At 52.0% G+C, this 19258-nt stretch carries 18 protein-coding genes and 2 pseudogenes; 15 read left to right on the top strand and 5 right to left on the bottom strand.

Annotated features, from left to right (window positions below; translation table 11 throughout):
* Nucleotides 1-122: 122 nt before the first annotated feature.
* The 5 genes and pseudogenes from P0X86_RS11080 (at nt 123) to P0X86_RS11100 (ending at nt 5678) form a co-directional block, all read left to right on the top strand.
* Nucleotides 123-1052 (top strand): ABC transporter permease, encoded by a 930-nt coding sequence (locus tag P0X86_RS11080; protein WP_096773181.1) that lies wholly within the window; start codon nt 123-125, stop codon nt 1050-1052.
* Nucleotides 1053-1072: 20 nt separating this feature from the next.
* A complete protein-coding gene (locus tag P0X86_RS11085) occupies nt 1073-1993 on the top strand; it encodes a carbohydrate ABC transporter permease (protein WP_277748516.1) in 921 nt (306 codons plus the stop codon).
* A 45-nt stretch (nt 1994-2038) separates the two neighbouring features.
* Nucleotides 2039-3659: pseudogene (locus tag P0X86_RS11090) on the top strand (extracellular solute-binding protein).
* A 167-nt stretch (nt 3660-3826) separates the two neighbouring features.
* Nucleotides 3827-4561 carry a ThuA domain-containing protein gene (locus P0X86_RS11095; protein ID WP_096773184.1) on the top strand — a complete coding sequence of 245 codons (735 nt, stop codon included), beginning with the start codon at nt 3827-3829 and terminating at the stop codon, nt 4559-4561.
* A 31-nt stretch (nt 4562-4592) separates the two neighbouring features.
* Complete coding sequence (locus tag P0X86_RS11100; RefSeq protein ID WP_277748517.1) at nt 4593-5678, top strand: Gfo/Idh/MocA family protein; 1086 nt, start codon at nt 4593-4595, stop codon at nt 5676-5678.
* Here the strand turns inward: P0X86_RS11100 and P0X86_RS11105 are convergent.
* The 3 genes from P0X86_RS11105 to P0X86_RS11115 all read right to left on the bottom strand — a co-directional run bounded on the left by P0X86_RS11105 (nt 5673) and on the right by P0X86_RS11115 (nt 8220).
* Nucleotides 5673-6647, bottom strand: coding sequence for a hypothetical protein (locus P0X86_RS11105; RefSeq protein WP_192572529.1), 975 nt, complete (start codon nt 6645-6647; stop codon nt 5673-5675). The genes P0X86_RS11100 and P0X86_RS11105 overlap by 6 nt on opposite strands.
* Before the next feature lie 249 nt (nt 6648-6896).
* A complete protein-coding gene (locus P0X86_RS11110; protein ID WP_277748518.1) occupies nt 6897-7463 on the bottom strand; it encodes a redoxin domain-containing protein in 567 nt (188 codons plus the stop codon).
* 88 nt (nt 7464-7551) lie between these two features.
* The gene (locus P0X86_RS11115; RefSeq protein WP_277748519.1) at nt 7552-8220 is read right to left on the bottom strand and encodes a Crp/Fnr family transcriptional regulator; all 669 of its coding nucleotides are present in this window, start codon (nt 8218-8220) and stop codon (nt 7552-7554) included.
* Between the two features lie 184 nt (nt 8221-8404).
* Between P0X86_RS11115 and P0X86_RS11120 the strand changes: the two genes are divergently transcribed.
* The 3 genes from P0X86_RS11120 to P0X86_RS11130 all read left to right on the top strand — a co-directional run bounded on the left by P0X86_RS11120 (nt 8405) and on the right by P0X86_RS11130 (nt 11392).
* On the top strand, nt 8405-10045 hold the full coding sequence (locus P0X86_RS11120; protein ID WP_277749026.1) for a cobyric acid synthase: 1641 nt from the start codon (nt 8405-8407) through the stop codon (nt 10043-10045).
* A gap of 205 nt (nt 10046-10250) precedes the next feature.
* Nucleotides 10251-11129, top strand: a complete 879-nt coding sequence (locus P0X86_RS11125) for a hypothetical protein (protein WP_277748520.1) — start codon at nt 10251-10253, stop codon at nt 11127-11129.
* 23 nt (nt 11130-11152) lie between these two features.
* A complete protein-coding gene (locus P0X86_RS11130; RefSeq protein ID WP_036665795.1) occupies nt 11153-11392 on the top strand; it encodes a glutaredoxin family protein in 240 nt (79 codons plus the stop codon).
* Nucleotides 11393-11569: 177 nt separating this feature from the next.
* Here P0X86_RS11130 and P0X86_RS11135 read toward each other — a convergent pair whose 3' ends face one another.
* Complete coding sequence (locus tag P0X86_RS11135; RefSeq protein WP_277748521.1) at nt 11570-12508, bottom strand: NAD(P)-dependent oxidoreductase; 939 nt, start codon at nt 12506-12508, stop codon at nt 11570-11572.
* A 330-nt stretch (nt 12509-12838) separates the two neighbouring features.
* Between P0X86_RS11135 and P0X86_RS11140 the strand changes: the two genes are divergently transcribed.
* Genes P0X86_RS11140 through P0X86_RS11165 form a run of 6 tightly spaced genes read left to right on the top strand, consistent with a single transcriptional unit; the run spans nt 12839 to nt 17070 of the window.
* Entirely contained in the window at nt 12839-13054 is a 216-nt protein-coding gene (locus tag P0X86_RS11140; protein ID WP_015734394.1) for a hypothetical protein, read from the top strand.
* A gap of 24 nt (nt 13055-13078) precedes the next feature.
* A complete protein-coding gene (locus P0X86_RS11145) occupies nt 13079-13753 on the top strand; it encodes a hypothetical protein (protein WP_009592614.1) in 675 nt (224 codons plus the stop codon).
* Complete coding sequence (locus P0X86_RS11150) at nt 13750-14949, top strand: glutathionylspermidine synthase family protein (RefSeq protein WP_277748522.1); 1200 nt, start codon at nt 13750-13752, stop codon at nt 14947-14949. The genes P0X86_RS11145 and P0X86_RS11150 overlap by 4 nt, the downstream gene beginning before the upstream one ends.
* The gene (locus P0X86_RS11155; protein WP_096773193.1) at nt 14950-15624 is read left to right on the top strand and encodes a hypothetical protein; all 675 of its coding nucleotides are present in this window, start codon (nt 14950-14952) and stop codon (nt 15622-15624) included.
* Nucleotides 15621-16013: a DUF350 domain-containing protein gene (locus P0X86_RS11160; RefSeq protein WP_009592598.1), complete on the top strand. Its 393-nt coding sequence runs from the start codon at nt 15621-15623 to the stop codon at nt 16011-16013. The genes P0X86_RS11155 and P0X86_RS11160 overlap by 4 nt, the downstream gene beginning before the upstream one ends.
* Before the next feature lie 34 nt (nt 16014-16047).
* A complete protein-coding gene (locus P0X86_RS11165; RefSeq protein ID WP_277748523.1) occupies nt 16048-17070 on the top strand; it encodes a potassium channel family protein in 1023 nt (340 codons plus the stop codon).
* Between the two features lie 331 nt (nt 17071-17401).
* On the opposite strand, the gene P0X86_RS11170 is transcribed toward P0X86_RS11165, so the two are convergent.
* Nucleotides 17402-18358, bottom strand: coding sequence for a GntR family transcriptional regulator (locus P0X86_RS11170; RefSeq protein ID WP_277748524.1), 957 nt, complete (start codon nt 18356-18358; stop codon nt 17402-17404).
* Between the two features lie 147 nt (nt 18359-18505).
* On the opposite strand from P0X86_RS11170, the pseudogene P0X86_RS11175 reads away from it, so the two are divergent.
* Nucleotides 18506-19026, top strand: a pseudogene (locus P0X86_RS11175) (HPP family protein).
* Nucleotides 19027-19258: the final 232 nt, after the last annotated feature.

The following is a 19258-nucleotide window of genomic DNA, read 5'->3' on the forward strand; positions in this document are numbered from 1 at the left end:
ACAAGGCAAAGGTCCGGATAGCGCATCATGAGGTCCAAATCATGCCGCCGGATCGCAGTATACTGAAATTGCTTACGTGACATACCGGATTCACGACGACGCGAACAGAAAGGGGAATCGATTTGAAAGCAGGCCAACTGAATAGAACCACACACCCAACCCTCGGGCGGATCGGAAAGAATTGGGGCCTGTATTTGCTGCTGCTGCCTGCGGTAGTGCTGGTTTTGTTGTTTTCTTACGTGCCGATGTACGGCATTTTGATCGCATTCAAGGACTACAGTCCCGCTCTCGGGATTATGGACAGCCCCTGGGCCGGCCTGAAGTATTTCGAGAAGTTTTTTAACTCCTATCAATTCTCGACCACCATAACGAATACGCTGGTCATCAGCTTATACAGCGTTGCGACGTTCCCGATTCCGATCATGCTGGCCTTGATGGTCAATCAAATGCGCCAGAATTGGTTCAAGCGCTTCTTCCAGACCGTAACCTACATGCCGCATTTTATATCGACGGTCGTGATGGTGGGACTCATGCTGATTCTGTTCTCGCCGGGCTCGGGATTGATCGGGAATATCTTCCGGCTCTTCGGTGCGGAAGCGCCGAATCTGATGGGATCGGCCGGCCTGTTCAGCAGCGTGTACGTATGGTCGGACGTGTGGCAGCATACGGGCTGGGACAGCATTATCTATATCGCGGCGTTGTCTGCGGTGAGCCCCAGCTTGTACGAGGCGGCCACCATGGACGGGGCAAGCAGATGGCAAAAAATCCGGTTCATCGACATCCCGATGCTGATGCCAACGGTCGTAACGCTGCTTATTTTGCGGATCGGGAGCTTGCTTGGCGTCGGCTTCGAGAAGGTTTATCTCATGCAAAACAGTCTCAATATTACCTCCAGCGAGGTCATCTCCACGTATGTGTACAAAATCGGGATGCTGAGCAGCCAATACAGCTTCTCGTCGGCCATCAATTTGTTTAATACGGTCATCAATTTTGTTCTGCTGATTCTGGTCAACCAGATTTCGAAAAAATACAGCGAAAACAGTTTGTGGTAACGCAAGAGAGGAAGGGTTCTATGGGCGTAGTGGAAGTAAGAGAGAAGACGGGGCCGCGGCAGAGGCATACCCGATCTTCCGACAGGGTGCTGGAAATCGGCCTGTATGTATTCGCCGTCTTGATGCTGATCGTGCTGATTTACCCGCTGTACTTCATCGTCATCGCTTCGTTCAGCGAGCCGGCGGCGGTCGCGAATGGACAGGTATGGCTGTGGCCTAAGGATTTTACGCTGGCAGGCTATCAAGAATTGCTGAAGCACTCTAATATATGGATTGGGTACCGAAATACGATTGTGTATACGATCGTGGGTACAGCCATCGGCCTGGTGGTTAACATATCCGCAGCTTACGCGCTGTCCCGCAAAGACCTCGTGGGCCGCAAGTATATATCGCTGCTCTTTATTTTTACGATGTTCTTTAACGGCGGCTTGATTCCGACCTTCATGACGATCCGCGATTTCCAGCTGTACGATACGTTTCTTGTCATGGTGCTGCCGTTCTCGGTTGCCGCCTTCAACATCATCGTGGCGCGGACCTTTTTCCAGAGCAGCATCCCGGAGGATTTATGGGAGGCGGCACAGCTGGATGGCTGCGGAAATCTCAGATATTTCGTGACCATCGTGATTCCGCTTTCGAAAGCGGTCATCTCGGTCATCGCCTTATGGACGGCCGTGGGTCATTGGAATTCTTATTTCAACGCCCTGATCTATTTAAAAGATTCGAATCTGTACCCGCTGCAGCTCATACTGCGCAATATTCTGGTCACCAACCAGATGCAGTCCGCCATGGGTACCGGGGAAGCCGCGGCCATTGCGCTGCGTCTGGCCAATATTATGCGTTATGCGGTCATTATCGTCGCCACGGTGCCGATCATGTGCATCTATCCGTTTGTGCAAAAGTATTTCAATCAGGGGGTGATGATCGGAGCCGTCAAGTCGTAACACCGCGATGGATTGATGAAAAATAAGTATTGGGGGAATGGTGGAATGGGAACAAACAATGCAAAAAGGAGACATCGCCTCAAGCTGGCTGCCGTCATCATATTGACCGCAATCCTGCTGTTGAACCTGGCGGGCTGCAGCGGCGGCAAGAAGGAGGACGCCAAGCCGGATGCCGAAGCCGCTTTTAACAAAGAAGGCCTGCCGATCGTGAATGAACCGATTACGCTGGACGTGCTGACCGTTCGCTGGGGCAACATGGGGGATACGTTCCTCCAGAACCAGTGGCTCAAGGATTTGGAGAAGGAAACCAACGTCAAAATCAATTGGCAGATCATGTCCTCCAATGATTGGGGCGAGCAAAAATCGATCATGCTGGCGAGCGGTACGCTGCCGGATATCATTTTCGGGGATATCGTATTCAGCGATTCCGATATCGTCAACAACCTGTCGTATTTCCGTCCGCTCGACGACTACATCGATCAATACATGCCGAACCTGAAGGCGGCGCTGGAAGAAACGCCCGAGATGAAAAAGATGAGCACCTTTCCGGACGGGAAAATCTATTCCTTGCCGGCGCGGCTGCCGTCAAGGCCGAAAGCATCGATCCAGCCGATCATCAACAAAGCCTGGCTGGATCAGCTCGGGCTGGACGTTCCGGACAACACGGACGAATTGTATAACGTATTCAAAGCGTTCAAAGAAGGGGATCCGAACGGCAACGGCAAGGCCGACGAAATTCCGGTCAGCGGATCGGGGAACATCAGCATCGATTTGCTGAATCCGTTCGGCATCACCGACATCAACGGAAACAGCATGATGGTCATCGATAACGAGCCCGTGTTCTATCCGGTGACGGAGAACTACAAAGAAGCGATCAAGTGGGCCCATAAGCTGTATGCCGAAGGCCCTCATAGACCAAGAGATCTTCACGCAGGACAGCACCATGTCCACGGCAAAACATCAGAACCCGGATGCGGCGCTGATCGGTTTCTCCAACCAATGGGTACCGGACGCGGTATTCGGAAAATGGAAGGATCAATACATCGCGATTCCATCCATTGCCGGTCCTGACGGAAAACGGTACCAGGGCGGCGAGCCTGAGGGCATGAGCCTGCGCAGAAACGAGTTTCTCATCACCACGTCGAACAAGCATCCGGAAATTTCGGCCCGCTGGGCGGATCAGTTCTACACCAATGAAGCAAGCATCCAGAATTTCTGGGGAGCCATCGGCACGGTGATTCAGAAGAACGACGACGGAACGTTTACGCTCATGAGTCCGCCGGAGGGAACGAGTGCGGATGCCTGGTACTGGGAGCAATCCGTAAGGGATTTCGGTCCCAAGTACGTAAGCCCGAGCTTCGAGAAAAACATCATACTGGATGAGACCACGGGCGACGGGTTGAAGCTGGTCATCGACAAGCTGGGCAGCGATTACGTGACGACGCCGTTCCCGAACGTCATGTACAGCGCCGAAGAATTCCAGGAGCTGCCTACGTTGACTACGGATATCGATGGCTTTGTCGGCACGACCCGCGCAAAATGGATATCCGAAGGCAACATCGATGCGGAATGGGACGCGTACGTCAAGAAGCTGAACGATATGGGACTGGAGCGGCTGGTACAGATCCGCAAGGAAGCTTATCAGCGGTATATCAGCGTCAAATAAGGATTGACGGCAATCGTCATGAGCTGCCCCGCAGATCGAAATGCTGCGGGGCAGCGTGATTTCGAACGGTGACGAAAGGCTTTATTCATACGATCAGCTTCAACGGAGAAACAATCCGAATTCGTAGTGATGAATGTACAACTATAAACCAACAGGAGGCAGCAATCATGGGAAACATCAAAGTCACGGTATGGAATGAATACCGGCATGAGAGACATAATGAACAGGTAGCCGGCATATATCCGAATGGGATTCATCGTGCGATAGCGGATCATCTCGAACAGGTGGAAGGTTTGGAAGCAGCCACCGCCGTACTGGATGAGCCGGATCACGGATTGACCGATGAGCGGTTGGCGAACACGGATGTACTGCTGTGGTGGGGCCATCTGGCACATGACGAGGTCCGCGACGACATCGTCGAGAAGGTTCGGCAGCGGGTGCTGGACGGCATGGGATTGATCGTGCTGCATTCCGGTCACGGCTCCAAAATCTTCTCCAGGCTCCTTGGCACGAACACCGGGATGCTGAAATGGCGCGACGACGGCGAGATCGAGCGTTTATGGGTCGTTGAACCGAGCCATCCGATTGCGCAGGGGCTGGGTGAATATATCGAGATTCCGCGGGAAGAAATGTATGGAGAGCGGTTCGAAATTCCGGCGCCGGATGAGCTTGTGTTCGTCTCCTGGTTTGAAGGCGGGGAAGTGTTCCGAAGCGGGTGTTGTTACAGGCGCGGCAGAGGGAAGCTGTTTTATTTCCGTCCGGGCCACGAAATGTTTCCGGTCTACCACCAGCCCGAAATTCTGCAGGTGATTACCAATGGCGTGTTCTGGGCCGCTCCAGTTGAAGGAGCTAAAACGGCTTACGGGCGGGTGGCGCCCATCGCTCCTGTCGCACAATCCTAATGAGAGACCTAATATGAGGAGTGTTCTAACGATGAATAAATTTCGAATCGGCTTAATCGGTTTGGGCGGGATGGCGCAGGAGCACATCCGCTGGATGAATGCAGAGAATGTCTATCAGTTTGTGGCCGTGAGCGACGTCAACGGGGAAGCGGTGGCCAGAGTGGGCGATCAGTTGGGGATCGAGGAAGGGAAACGCTATGCGGATTTCAAGGATTTAATTGATGATCCTGACGTCGATGCCGTCATTTCGGTCACGCCCAACAACGTGCACGCTGATATCATCAGCGCATGCTTGCAAGCCGGCAAGCCTTTTCTGGCGGAAAAACCATTCACGCGAGTCTTCGAAGAAGCCATCTCCTTGCTGGAGCTGTATGAGAAACAGCCCGTTCCCGCCATGATCGGATTTACGTACCGATATACGCCCGCATTTCGTTATGCCAGGGAACTTATCCGTACGGGCAAGCTGGGGACGATCCGTCATTTCTCCATTCAGTATTTGCAGGGGTTTGGCGTGCCGAACCAGCAGGTTCCCTACATGTGGAGATACAACAAAGCCATCACGGGGACGGGAACGCTGGGAGATCTCGGTTCGCATATGATTGATATGGCCCGTTTTCTGTTTGGAGAGTTCGAAGAAATCACGGCCCAGCTACATACCATCATCCCGGAACGCCGGGACCCGGTGACGGGAGCCATGGCCAAGATCGAGGTCGATGATTTTGCCAGCTTCCAGGCCCGGATGACCGATGATATTATGGGCGTATTCCAGACGTCACGCAATGCATTCGGTTCAGGCAATCAGCATGAAGTGTCCATTTATGGCGACCACGGCACGGTCCACGCGAGCACATTGGATCCGGAGCGGGTGGTGTGGATTCGCGAAGAAGAGCCCGGGCAGCTCGCCAGAACGGCAATGGAAGTGCCGCAGCATTGCAAAGTCAAGCAGTATGCCGATTTTTCCGCGATATTGCGGGGCGCGCCTGCCGACGGAGTGCCCGGGTTCATGGACGGATACCGGAATCAAGAGGTGCTGGATGCAGTCGTCAGGTCAAGCGAGACCAAAACTGTGGTTGAGCTGGGCAAATCCATCGGCCAACGGATTCAGAGTTTGTCATAACGTCTTGCCCATCCAAATATAGAGCGCCATCAAACTGAACAGAAACAGGCAGAAGTTAACGCCCACAAACAATCCGCGTTTAACGGGCGAGCGATGGAACTGAAAAGGGGTACGCAGTTCCCCCGTGCCTTCGATCAGGAACAGGATCAGCACCGTGTGAATGATCATATGGCCGATCACTTCTTTGTAACCGAATACAAGGCTTGTCATAATAAAAATGCCGGATACCAGCAGTGCCGTGAACCGGTTCATGATGCCTACGATGAATGCCCATGCCAGTCCGATTTCAACAAAAGCGCTAATCATGACAAAATGCTCAATGGTAAAACCGAAGGTAGGAAGTCCATAGCTGCCCATAACCGTGCAAGCGAGCTCGGGAATGGTCAGCTTTTCCATGGCAAGCCAAGCGAGGGACATGCCTGTGCATATATACAAGACCGGGGCTGCCGATCTTTTGATGGGAGTGCCGCACACAAACAGATAATAAACAATGCCGAGATAGAGCAAATAATCGATGGAATGAAACAGACCGTAGGATAAGGACGCCTGAATATAGAGCAGGAATAGGATGGCGCCGCTTACCGGCAAGGTGCGTTTATAGAGAAGGCACGCTGCGGCTGCGGATAGGCCGAGGATGATCCACATGGAATTGGTTCGGAATTCGGGGGCGAGGTACGAGCCGCTCAGAAGCTGCAGTATCAGCCCGATGGCCAGCCCAATACGCAGAATCACCTCGGTGTGGGGCCTAAGCCTGTGCAGCCATCCGTGGATTCGCACGACGGGCCGCATCTTTCCCAAGGGATCGTGCAATGCGCATGTGAGCAACAAGATCAGCAATGTAAACGCTAACCAAAACAGGAACGTCAGCGTAACGATACGGGGAAAGGGCAGAGGGACCCATTCGAAATTGTCCGTGAACCATTTGACATGAATATAGATGTTGCTAATCTTGGAGAAATGCATTACCATTCAATAAGTTCCTCCCTTAACCAACTCTAGTCACCTATCCAAGATAATACATATTTAACTAAAAAAGTATATTGTTGGATGAATATATCCCTGATAATGATAATATTATCCCTTAGCGAGCATACCTGGGCAGCGTCTGATTTTACAGGCATAACAAACAAGCCGATCCTACCGGATCGGCTTGTTTGTTATGGTCCTGTGTTAATTTTTTTTAATGCAGAATGCGACTTAAAGACTGGCCCAACCCGGCTAAGGAAGCTGTGTTTCGGCAACATAACGTTCAATGGTTTCATAAGGCAGATGATCGGTAATCAGACGACCGTAATGCGCGATTCGTACGATACCGCGCTCGTCGATCACAAATTCCGCCGGAATGCGGTTGAAATTCGAACCTTCCTCCGGCGTCAGCTTGAAGCCAGCCGCTTCAGCTTCGTCCGTGTACTCATGGACATTCGGCTGAGCTAAGGTCGCTCGTGTTTTATCTGCCGAGGTTTCGACTCCGTACAGGGTGTAGAGCTTCGCATTCGGATCGGCAATAAGAGGAAAAGGAGCATCCTGCTGACCAACATATCGGTGAAGAGCGGCTTCAGGCGATTCGAAGAAGCAAATGACATCGAGATGATACGGATCCTGCCACTGAGGATAACGTTGAATAAACTGATGCACCCGCAGATTGCATAAGGCACAGGCGGCGTTGCGGAAAAAAGCGAGGAGCACTTTACGTCCTCGGTAGGCTTCGAGTGAAACGATATTTCCATTCTGGTCTACACTTTGAAATAATGGGGCATATTCTCCGGATTGAAGCCAGTTGTTCATATGGATTTCCTCCTGAATTAACGGTATTTTATAGACGGGATGCCTATAACCAATGTACCAGGCGGAATTCCATGACTCTGTGACCAAGTCACATAGTGGGTTCTGTTAAACAACCGCGGTTCAGAATTTTCACCCAGCCTCGTCCCGTTTCCAGCCAACCGTTATTTTGGAAACGCCCCAGTGTACGGGAGACCACTTCTCTAACGGAACCGATTTCATCGGCAAGCTCTTGATGGGTGGTGTGCACCAGCGGATTATCATCCGAGGTGATGGCAAGCAGAGCCTTGGCCAGGCGCTGCTCAAGCGGCAAAGACTGCCTCTCCTGCAGGATGTCTGCCATTCGCAGCGTTCCTTCAAGCAGCCCGCCAAAAACAGCGCTTCGGATGGGTTCATAAACCTGCAGCCAGCGCAAAAAGCTGCTTTTCAGCACGTATAGCACCTCTACCTCTGACTCGGCAATGAGGGTGCCGGGATAGTCTCGCCCGCCGAGTCCACTGAGGACGAGGAGCGAACAAACTTCACCTGCGGATAGTTTGTTTAACACCGCTTCGTTGCCATTCTCGTTGATGATCGTGATACGGGCGGTTCCGCTGATCAGGAACATGCCGTACATCGCGGCATCCTCCCGATGAAAGATCCTTGATTTGGCTTTAAAATGTTTTGTAAAAGCCTTAGCTTCCATCCATTCTTCTGGCGGTACGGCTTTCAAATAAGGAAAGATGTCGGTTATCTGCTTATCATTCAGTTCAGGCTTCATGGTTGGTTTCCACCTTTCGGTCATCATGCACGCGCATGCGATACAACTATGTTATATAGTTAACATTTCAAGCTGTTAAAGTTCAAGGGGGTTTATCTGATTTCATGAGGTAGAACTCCTTCAACAAACGGTTTGCTATAATGATGTAAGTAAACGGCTTAAGTAAGGGAAAAGGGTGAAAATGATGAATGAAACAGAATACATAAGGGATACACCCGCGAAGATCGGGAAAGGACAAGGAGCGGTGCTTATGCTGCAGGGCACGGCTTCGGATGTTGGCAAGAGCATCGTAACGACCGCGCTGTGCCGTATTTTTCTGCAGGATGGTTATCGCACGGCTCCATACAAATCGCAAAATATGGCGCTTAACTCCTACGTGACGCTCGATGGCAAGGAGATCGGCAGAGCGCAGGGGGTGCAGGCCGAAGCCTGCGGCATAGCCGCAACAACGGACATGAATCCGATCCTGATCAAGCCGATTAAAGATATGCATTCCCAAATCGTGATCCACGGCGTGCCCGAAATGCAGATGAGCGCGATGGATTACCGGGCGCAGTTTCTGCCGAAGGCCAAGGGGATCGTCTTGGATGCGCTGGACCGGCTCCGGGAGAAGTACGATATCGTGGTCATGGAAGGCGCGGGAAGTCCGGCAGAGATCAATCTCAAGGATCGGGATATCGTGAACATGAATTTGGCTGGATGGGCGGATTCGCCTGTCATTCTGGTTGCGGATATCGACCGCGGTGGCGTGTTCGCCTCGATTGTAGGAACGCTCGAACTCCTGGAGCCCCATGAGGCGGCCAGGGTCAGAGGGTTTATCATCAACAAATTCCGCGGGGATTTGGCGCTGTTGAAGCCGGGACTGGACTGGCTTGAAGAACGGACAGGCATACCGGTGCTTGGCGTCCTTCCTTACATTCAGGACATGCGAATCGAGGCTGAGGATTCCGTAGTGCTGGATGAGCTTCAATATCAAAGACAGGAAAAACGCGACCTTGATATTGTCGTTATCCGGTATCCGCGCATTTCGAATTTTACGGATTTCGATGCGCTTCGCTGGGAGCAGGATGTCGTCGTTCGCTTCGTCCAATCGGTGGATGAGCTCGGCACGCCGGACGTCATCATTTTGCCCGGTACGAAGGATACGATCGGCGATTTGGGGTTCATCCGGGATCGGGGCCTGGCGGAGGCGATTTTAAGGTTGACGCAGACGCGGGATGTGCAGCTGGTTGGCATCTGCGGAGGATATCAAATGCTGGGCGAGCGGTTGTCGGATCCGCATGCGGTGGAAGGCAGCGCCCGGGAAGCGGCGGGACTTGGACTGCTGCCGATGCGGACAGCTTTTTCAAAACAAAAAAAGACCGTTCGCGTAAGAGGGGAATTATCACAGGACCATCCTTTGCAGTTCGTTTTATCGGATACGAAGGCTCATTCCGCAATAGGGGCCTACGAAATCCATATGGGCGTCACCGAAAGGAGCACGGAGCCTGGCGGATCAGAACACCGAACGTTGTTTTCGATTGAAGCAGATTCCGCGGATTCTTTGGAAGCCGGAGAAGATATTCAAGCACATCCTGAAGGTTTAGCCACCGCCGATGGACGCATCTGGGGGTGTTATCTGCACGGCTTGTTTGACAACGATGCCTTTCGCAGGTCCTGGCTGAACGGCATTCGTGTAAATAAGGGACTGGATGCCATTTGTGAAACGTTCCAAGCGGAAGAACGCAAACTCGCAGAATACGACCGTGTGGCGGACATCGTGCGGAATCATGTGGATATGGAGAAGATTTATGAAATCATCGGCTGTACGCACCGAAAGCCATAGGGAATAGATCCTTTAGTTTGGGCGATAGTGAAGAATAGGAGGATAACACCATGCGGCGGCATGGTGTTATTTGCGTGGAGAGCGCAAATGGATCAGGTGCTATTTTAGAAAAAAGTTGATTAATTATAGGATAGGGGGGTATACTAATTACAGAAGCGGATGATAAGTCATCTTACAGCATATCCAATGAATGGAGTGATAGCGCATGTTCAATAAGAAGGGTACTGTGCTAACCTTAACGAGCATACTTGCAATTGGATTAATGACATCATGCGATAATGCGAAGCAGGCCCCGGATACAGGCGGCCACGGCCACGGCGGGAACCATAATCAGGAAGCCGTAAATCCGGAAGAGAACGGGCACAGTGGCCACGGAGGCGGGCATGAGACGGCCTCGAACAACTACCAGGCTGAATTTACATGGAACGAACCGGCAAGCGCGGGCACCGAAACAGAGTTAACGATTCAGATTACGGACAACAACGGTGGACCCGTCCAGGAATTCGATGTCAATCATGAGAAGCTGCTGCATCTGATCATCGTGAATCGCGATTTGTCATTTTTCAACCATATCCATCCCGATTACAAGGAGAACGGCGAGTTTACCGTGAACACCACGTTTCCCGCCGGCGGCGAATATAAATTGATTGCGGATTTCGTGCCGAAGGGCGCTGGAGGGAGCACGCTCAGCGAATGGGTTCAGGTGGAGGGAGAAGAAGGAGAACCTTCGGCCATTGAGCCTGACTCCAGCCTGATCAAACAAGTCAACGGCAAGGAAATCGAACTGAGCCTGAGCAATGCCTTATCGAATGAAGAGGTCGTGCTCACCTATCATATTCAGGATGCGCAGACGAAGCAGGGAATCAGCAATCTGGAGCCTTACCTAGGCGCGGTCGGTCATGTTGTCATTCTGTCCGCAGACGCCGAGAAGTACATCCATGTGCATCCTCTTGACGAATCGAGCACCGGTCCCAAAGCGGAGTTTGCGACTACCTTTCCGCATAGCGGCATCTACAAAATCTGGGGACAATTTCAGCATCAAGGTGAAGTGATGACCGTGCCTTTTGTTGTTGAAATCAAATAATTTTTGTTTAAGGAGTGATCGACATGACAGAGCCATTGAAAATCTACACCATACCCACTTGCAGCGATTGCCATCATGCCAAGCGTTACTTCAAGGAGCAGCAGGTTCCGTACACGGAATATGATTGCACGCAGAATCCGGAATATCCGGAAGAAGTGAGACGTCTGACGGGAAAACAGATCGTGCCTACGATCGTTATCGGCGACAACGTATTTATCGGATTTGCCGATAACTTTCAGGAAATCAGGGAATTGATTAAATAAGCTAGGTTCATGGATATAAAAAAAATGAAGCATGGATCGGTCCTCGCCGGATGATCCATTCTTCTTTTGTATGGAGGATAAAGAATCGCTGCGCATGAGTTACCAAAGTTCGACGCAGGTCAGGTCGTACGTCGTCGCCAGTTCCTGCCGATGCCGATAATAGCTCTCTTCTTCCTGTTAAGACGATGGACGCTTACGGATCAGCTCAATCACGCTGGCGAAGTCGTCCCCGCCATAACCTTCCTCCACCCGTCGTTTCATCAGTTCGAAGATCGGCGCGAATGTTTCGGCGCTGACGCCTTGTACCCTGCTGACCTCCCCGATGGTGTCATGAGCGGCTTGCATCGCCAGACTCGCATCCTTGGCGGAATAATCTCCGGTATCGATCTGCTTCGCCATTTCCGGCATGGTGGAGATCATGGCTTGTAGAAACGGAATCAGCAGCGTTGTCGTGAAATCCGCTGCCTTCGTGCCTTCGGAACCCGCAAGCGCCACGGCATGGATGAAGCCGCCGAACATGCCGTACATGCCGCTTAGCAGTGCCAGGTCATTCAGTGGAGCGAGAGCAGGGTCGGAGCCTAAATAGTGACTAGTCCCTAAGCTTTCTAAGACCTGTTTATATGTTTCGTAAGCAGTTTGAGAACCGCTGTAGAGTATGACGGCATGAGGCGTGGCGATCAGGGAAGGCACGGCCATGATGCCGGCATCCAGATATTCGGCGCCGTGGGTCCTCATCCAGGTCCCCATCGTGCGGGCTTCTTCGGGAGTGCCGGTTGTCAGATTTACGACAACCTTGCCGGAAAGCTTCTCCCTCATGGGTTCAAGAATATGGCGGGCGGCATCATAATCAAGTACGCATACAATCAAGAGGGGACTGGCGGCGATGGCATCCGCGATGTCCGTAGTGCCGGAGGCACCCAAGCCTACAAGTTCAGCGGCTTTTTCAGGCGTGCGGTTCCAGACGGTGGTGACATATCCGTTGTTCACGAAGGTGCGGGCCAGTTTGGAGCCCATGGCGCCTAATCCGATCACGGTTACCGGACCAAGGATAGAGCCGTCCGCCTGCGCATCGTAAGGATGATTACCATTAGAAAATTTCTTTGGATTTGTATTCATCGGTATAACCCCTTTCTGGGTTTGGGATGATACCCATCCTAAAGTATGACACTAGTGATAATGTCAAGAGAGACGATGGTCATGAAAATGGATGCTACACCTTATAAAACGTAAATAATCAGGCATTGCGCGTCTAGAATGTTCGTTTTCAAGAGTTTTTTAATGGTAATTCGAAGGTGTAAATAATCAGTAGCGATGTTATTATATGGATTGTGTCTTTTTGCAGCAAATTTTTCGTCCAAGCGCCGATAGCCCATCATAGATTTTTGAAACGATTCCCAATATAATGCGTAACAATACTCACTGCTTTAAATGGAAGGGGTTGTCATCATGGATTATGGAATGAACGTTATTTTGTTTGAAAAAAGACCGGACGGTGAGCTGGTGCAGATTGAAGAGCGGGCATGGACGATGAACATGGTCGCTGCGCTGGAGCACGTGAATTATATCGTCGCGGGCGGCAGGGAATATGAAACGATCGAAGGCAGATTAAACGTGGACACGGGCAAACTGGAGCTTCTGCTCGTTCCGATGCGGAACGATTAATTCTGTCCGAAAGGAGACATCATCTTGAGTAATGAAAAAGACAAAAAAGACCAGCCCGCTTCCAAATGGCTGACGCCGGAAGGCAAACCGATTCGAGTCTTGTCAAGCTCGCTCGGCATCGCCTTGTTGGCGAATGCGTTTCTGGTGTCGGGCGCGGCAGCGAAGGATCTCGCTTCGGAAGCGGTTACCTCATCCGAAGAGCCGCAGCTGGTATCCTGGTCGACGGAAGAAGTAAAGAAGTATTTTGACAAGAACGTGGACTGGAACATCCCGTTCCCTAGCGCAGAAGAATTCGAGGAAGAGCCGGCGGAAGGAGCATCCGCAGGATCAGGCGGGGGAACGACGGTAATCAATAACTATGGCGGCTACAATTCCGGTTTCGGCTGGGATGATCTGCTGCTCTACCACATGCTGTTCAACAACGGCTCCTACTATTCCTCCAGCGGATGGTACAACAATCATCGCGGATATTACGCGAATAACGGCAAGCCTTACAAACCCCGCACGTATTCGAGCGGTACGTTCCAGAACAAACCGGTGGTGAACTCCAATGTCCGTCCCAAGACCTCAACGTCCTCTTCGGGAACGATAACGCGCCGCTCCACATCGTCCAAGTCCGGCGGCATTGGCGGCAATTCCAGCGGCTTCAGCTCCTCGGGTTCGAAATCCAGCTCCAGATCCGGCGGTTTTGGCGGATGAGCCGCGAAAGCGTGTTTACCGTTTCGGGACAGCCTGACCCCAATCGGGATGAGCGGGTATCGAAGCTCGCCGAGCTTGGCTTTACCTGGGCGAATCTGGAAGGGGAAGCCTACTGGATAGACCAAATCGTCACCATACGTCAAGAGACCTATCGCGAGCTGGAAGAAGCCGCTGCGGTACTGTGGGCGACGCTGGACAAAACCGTACGTTACGTCCATCGCAACCATCATATTTACAGCTTGATCGGCATTCCGCCGATTCTGTGGCAGATGCTGGACGAATGTCCGCTGCCGGAGGAAGGGTTGATCAGCCGGTATGCCAGATTTGACTTTGCGATTGCCCATGACGGCAGCATCAAGCTTCTGGAGCTGAATGCGGACACACCCACAGGGTATGTTGAGGCTTCCATTGCAACGCCGTGGATGTGCGCTCAGGCCGGCATCTATTCTCCCAATGAGCGGATGCAAGAGCTGGTGGCACAAGCGTGGGCGGCAGAGCGTCCGGATACGGCCGCATGCATTGCTTACGGCGAGCATCTGGAGGACTCCGGCACGATCGAAGCATTGGTCCGGCACAGCGGGCTGGATATCAAGCTGGTGGATTGTCTGGATCTATGGGTGGACGAAGGCATGCTGAAGGACGGCGAAGGCCGGGAGATTCACCGGATGTTTGCTCTTTATCCGAAGGAATGGATGTCCGTCGATGATGGCGGAGATGCGCTTGCTTATGCCATCGAGACGGGGCGACTCCAGCTGTTCAACTCGCCGCACAGCATTCTGCTGCAGTCCAAAGGCTTGCTGGCCGCCATGTGGGGCATGTATGAGCTGGGCCTATTGTTCGATGAGCAAGAACGTGAAGCGATCGTTAAATATATGCTGCCGACATACAACAAACCGGTGTTCTCCGGCAATTTCGTATCAAAGTCGATGTTCGGCCGAGAGGGTGGTTCTGTCAAACTGTACGACCAGACAGGACAACTCGAGGTAGAGGATCAGGACGGATATGATACTAGCGTCATGTTTCCGACGGTCTATCAGAGGAGGGCCGAGCTGGCTCGCGTCGAGACGGCGGAAGGGGAATTTCATTTGCTGACGGGGTTGTTCGTCCTTAATGGTATCCCATGCGGTTTGCTGGGACGGGCGGGCGGTTTGATTACGGGCAATTCGAGCCATTTTATCGCAATGGGAGTGAAATAAATGCAGTTGAAACAAGAGAAAAGGCAGCAAAGCGGTGCTCCGAAGGGAAAGAGGAAACCTCCGGTCGTCCTGGCGGTGCTTATCTTATCCCTTTTGGTTTTAGCGCTGAGCGCATGCTCCGGCGGCAGCTCCACCGTGTTCCATACCGGATCGGAGGAAGTATCTTCAACCTCTAGCCGCGTGCCTTGGGACTATCGCATCATTGAAGGGACCGTCGGCGATTTGATTGGCGGCGACATGACCGTCCTGCCGGATAACGAGCTCCTGCCTAACGATAACAACTATGCTACAGGCGACAAAATTTGGACGCTGCAATTCATGGACGCCGAGCTGACCACGGATGCGAATCAGCGCAACGATATCCGGTTATCGTCCTGGCAGACCATTAAGTCGTTCAAGGATAAAAAGACCGCGGAATCGGATTTGGCCAACCTGAAAGTGACCGTCAAAACCGACGTGAAGCTGGTTGGGGTATATAAAACAACGTACAAGAAAGACACCAGGCATTTTGCCGTCGTTGAGCTGCCGACGGGCAACCGGATCAAGCAGCCGATCGACGAGAAGCGTTATGCCGCAATGGAGAAGAAGGACACGGTTGATGTTGTATTGGAGGAAGTGCATGATTTCGCCGATTACGACTTGGCCTATGCAAAATTTCGGGGGTGGGCGGATTGACGGTCGTCATTAATATTGTTATAAGTGTGATCTGCATTATCGTGCTTCAATTGCTGGGCATGCTGATTTTCAGCTGGATGACCCGGTTTAACGACATGGAAGAGCTGAAGAAAGGCAATGTCGCGGTTGGTCTGGCATTCGGCGGCAAGTTTATGGCAACGGCCATTATTTTGGGCATATCGGCATATACGAATTCATCGATATGGCATATGATACTGTGGTTTGCCGTTGGATATGTATGCTTGATCGTTGCCTATTGGGTATTCGAGCTGGCGACGCCGGGTCTTCGAATTTCCGAGCACCTGCAAAAGGGCAACGTAGCGATCGGCATCCTGCTGGCGATGGTGTTCATCGGCACAGCCTTTGCGATCAGCAGCCTGATCATTTAGGCCGATTTGCACCCATGGGGAGAGGAGCAGGAGCGTGCACTTTTTTCTGAGATTATCTTTGAAAATGATGCGTCTGCGTAAAACAACGATCAGCGTGATCGTGGTGCTGTTTGTGGTGCTTTGCTCGACCCTGGCATTCCTGCTGGAGCCGGAAACGTTTCACCATTGGTTTAACGCCCTTTACTGGGTGCTTACCACGATGGCCACCGTTGGTTATGGCGATTATTATGCAGCTACCGTGCCGGGCAAGATATTAACGATATTCATCTATATCTTCGGTATCGGGCTGCTCAGTTTAGTGATCGGTAAAGTGATCGAATCGTTTGGAAGCATGCAGCGGCAGAGAGGAGCGGGCAGGTTGAACTTTAAGGGCAGCGGCCATGTCATCATTATCAATTGGAGCAAAAAAGCGATGTCCGCGATCGACGAGATTCTGTCGTATTCGCCGCAGTCCGAGATCGTGGTCATCGACGATTCCAGCCGGCATCCCGTGGAGCATCTCGAACAGGTGCATTTTGTAAGCGGCGATCCTGCATCGGATGACGTGCTGATGAGAGCCAACATTCTAGAGGCCAAATCGGCCATTGTCTTCGCGGACGCCCGGATCGACGAATCGGCGCTGGTGGACGGCAAGTCGCTCCTGATTGTTTCGAGCATCGAGCGGATAGCGCCGGACGTACATACCACGGTGGAGATCATGCAGGAGAAGCATGTGCAGAATTTCCGCCACAATCAAGTAAACGAGTTTGTCCTCTCGCACGATGCCGTTTCCCGATTGGCGGTGCGGGCAGCGCTGCAGGAAGGAAACTCGGATGTGCTGATGCAGCTGCTCAGCCGCCAGCACGGCGACGATATTTACGAAGTGGCATTAAACCCCGCATGGAAGACCTACGGGGATGCATTTCAGGATCTGCTGCGGCAAGGAGCGACGCTGATCTCCGATCGCAGTGACCTCAGCATCAACCGCAAGCTCGATTTGCCGATTCCGCGGGATGCGAGGCTGTATGTGGTTTCGGACGAAGCGACCATGAACCGGATTTCCGGTAAGCTTGTTTGAGGGGCTGCGAACATTTCATTAAAAGACCATGCTGTCTCACGTGAACGGGTGAGGCAGCATTTTTTATTGCGAAGCTGCCATTTACGAATTGACGTTTCGAAATCATATGTTAATCTGATTGTTCCAGGTGGTCGGTGTAAATCGACTGCTTGACCTGCTGGATTCTCGAAAATGAACTTGGGTCAGCGGTCGGATGTCATGGGTAACGGCAGCTGACTCCTCGTTTGAGGGCTGTCGGCAGCCAAAGTATGGGACATCCGTCGCGGATGCATGGACATATTCCAAAGTGAAACGCCCCTGTTTAAACAGTGGGCGTTTTTTCCTATGGGCTTCAGATCATGTCTCTTAGCAAGTTCACGCTGCTCTTCTCCAGTGCCATGGGAAACAGCTTCACCTTGCCGGGAGCTAACGATCGAACCTCTTCATATACGGCATCAGAGGCATACACCTGATCGGATTGCTCGATCCGCTGCAGCAGGTCTTCCCGATGATCCAGACCGGCCAGGCTGGCACGGACCCCATCGATACCGGCTTCTTGAACGCGGCCGGCCATCCACTGCGCACCTGCCTTCCCCAGGCAGACAAAACTGAGATGGCTGCCAGGTGTCAGCCGGGCAATATCAAGCAGGACCGACGTTTCCGCATTCGCGCCAATAACGAAAGCTTTTTTGTCGTATTTGCTGCACAGGGCTTTGACTTCGGAATCATGATTAAGCGTCGTGACAATGAGGCTCGAATAGTCGAACGCTTCGAGCAGCGCTTGTTCTCCCGCCAACAAATCCTCCAGAAACACCGTTTTGACTTCCGCGCCCGTAATTTCCTCAATCGCTTTCTGATAGAAGGGGAAATCATGCCCTTTACATTCGATGAACAGAATTCGCCGCTCTGCGTTCAGGACAGGCTCCTGCAGCAGCGTATAGGCAAGGGATGCGGCAAAGAACTCGCTCGCCGGGATATGAAGGGAGCCCAGCTCCTCCGTCGTTCGCTTTGCGAGCTCATGCATCAGCTTTCTGCGATTTCGAAGCTCTTCTACCTGAGGGTTGTTCAGAACCTGCGTTCCTTTGCCTTTATGCATGGAGACGATCCCCTCGTCCTTCAGCTGGTTGTACACCAGGTTTACGGTGTTGCGGTTCAGCCCGAGGTTGTCCGCGAGCGCGCCCGCCGGGGGCAGCATATCGAATGGTTCGATCTGTCCAATACCAATCAGCCACTTTAGCTGTTCCTTGACTTGCGTGCTTACATTCATGGGAGCGTGCGGGTCGACTCGAAGCATGAGCTTGTGCGCCATATCGAGACCTTCTTTCCTAGTCAACTAGTAATTTAACTTTACACAATAAACGGAAAGTATACAACAAAGGTATTGACATGTATAGTTTTAAATCGTTATTTTATATATAACTAAATAACTAGTTAATTATGAATATGGAGGGTTAATATGAAGGATCAAGCTGATTCTTATTTGCAGAAAATGAAAGGGGGGCTAGAAGTCCGTTGACCGTTCGTCCCATGAATCTCGCCGTTGGCTTTATCGGGGGTGCCGTTTCGATCGGCTTACTGGCCCTTCTCTCCTCGCTCGCAGGAAGTCCATGGATCATGGCGCCTTTTGGGGCGAGCTGCGTGCTGGCGTTTGCAGTCTGGGATGCGCCGTTATCACAACCAAGAAACCTGGTCGGAGGGCATCTTATTTCCACGCTTACGGGACTTGTCGCGCTGGAGGTCCTGGGTGACGGAATATGGGCCATGGCGATCGGGGTGGGAGCCGCGATCAGCCTGATGGGAATGACCAAGACGACCCATCCTCCCGCCGGCGCAGACCCCTTGGTCGTTATTATGGCTGGCAGCGGCTGGTCATTCCTGTTCACGCCTGTGCTCGTCGGATCGGTCATGATCGTGGTGGTGGCTCTGCTTGTCAATAATGCGGTAAAGGAACGAAGATATCCGACTTTTTGGTGGTGAAGGCAGTTTTTTCTTTGATGAATAAACGGTAATCATGGCAAGTTCTTCAATCTCATATCGTCAACAACAGACCCGGACCGACAATGGACCGGGTCTGATTTATGTTGTCGCACCGCAGATTTGAACATTAGCCAAACTAATTTATATAACGCAATGAGGGGAAATCCAAACCGAAATCCCGAAAAATAGGCGATACTTACCACTTGATCCTGGTTATCAAATCTATAGAATA

It is taken from the genome of Paenibacillus sp. BR1-192, assembly GCF_029542445.1.
Taxonomy (GTDB): Bacteria; Bacillota; Bacilli; order Paenibacillales; family Paenibacillaceae; genus Paenibacillus_AQ; species Paenibacillus_AQ lautus_A.